Consider the following 1,247-nt stretch of genomic DNA (forward strand, 5'->3'; position numbering starts at 1 on the left):
AATATAAATACGTACGACCATTTAGATTTACAGCAAAAGGGTCTGCCGCATAATCAGCATTATCTTCTTCAAGCCATTTAATTTCACCATTTAGCTGTTGGCTGAGGATAAGATTTTCGGGGGTCTGAAAAACATAACCAATATTCCATTTATCAAAAAAAAATATTTTATGTATAATTGAGTCGGGTAGTTTCATCCTTCAAAATATTTTTTTTAAAAACAAGAGAGCCGATCCCAATACCGGCAAATAATCGCTTTCCTGTATCAAAACACCCCCAAAACTGTCTTTAAATTGATTGATTCTCTTTAAAGCCTCATCTGATGTACCATGAGCATATCCCCCCATATCRTATACTTGAAAACCATGCTGTTTAAAAAAACACATGTCATTAAAGTGAAGTAACCTGTTTGCCCTGCCAATTACCGCTTTTAACTGATTGTCCTTTTCGTTTCTGAAAAGGGATGCTGAATGCAATAACCTAACCCGTTTTAAGGTATCATCAAGCAAATAAGCATGCATAACAATATCCTGATCTTTGTAAATAGCTTTTGTTATAACCATACAAGATTGAAGTTTGTAAAAATCCTGGTTAAGCTTTGGTAGCTGTTTTGTTACTGCAAACAAATTGTAGAAATCAATAAAGCGTTTTATGTCGGTTTCGGAGGCTGTTGTAACTCCMTCTTTTATTGCCCTGCGGATTTCATAGGCGGTATTTTGATCAAAATCTGCCTCGAAAACTGACTGGGGGGCACCAATATTAATTGTTTTTGTAAAAAAAGACTCCCTGCGATATCCCGGAACCTCGTTGCAATAAGCACTTTGCTTATAATAACAGTATAAACAATTCCATTTGCTGGGTTTATCGGCAAACCATACAATTTTATAAGGTAAAAAGCGCATAGCCTTCCTTTTAACTTGAATCATAGCGTATAAAATGGATCTTAAGTAGTTTGATATGCAGTAACCGAGTTATCTTTTTGATTTTTTAACCATTGCGTAAACACCAGTAATTTCCATATTTGAGGGAAACGGTTCCACTTACCATCCATATGTTCATTTATCATCATCAATGCCTTAGGCGCATCAATACCCGGAATGTTTTTTAATTCACTTAACGATAATTGATCAAGTACATAATCTTTTAATTCGTTTCTAAACCAAAATTGCAGCGGTATTGTAAAGCCTGATTTTGGCCTGGCAAAAAATTTAGCAGGAACGTATTGATATAATATGTCTCTTAATATCC

General features: G+C 34.9%; 3 protein-coding genes. All 3 read right to left on the bottom strand.

Annotated features, from left to right (window positions below):
• Positions 1-196 (bottom strand): hypothetical protein (locus tag AC1DPZ_RS27510; RefSeq protein WP_477409512.1); only part of this gene is annotated, 196 nt, incomplete at its 3' end.
• A 3-nt stretch (positions 197-199) separates the two neighbouring features.
• Entirely contained in the window at positions 200-925 is a 726-nt protein-coding gene (locus AC1DPZ_RS27515; RefSeq protein WP_477409514.1) for a hypothetical protein, read from the bottom strand.
• A 17-nt stretch (positions 926-942) separates the two neighbouring features.
• Positions 943-1,247, bottom strand: a 305-nt coding sequence (locus AC1DPZ_RS27520) for an asparagine synthase-related protein (protein WP_477409516.1), incomplete at its 5' end; no start/stop codon positions are given.

This window comes from Mucilaginibacter sp. P4_G9, assembly GCF_056400985.1.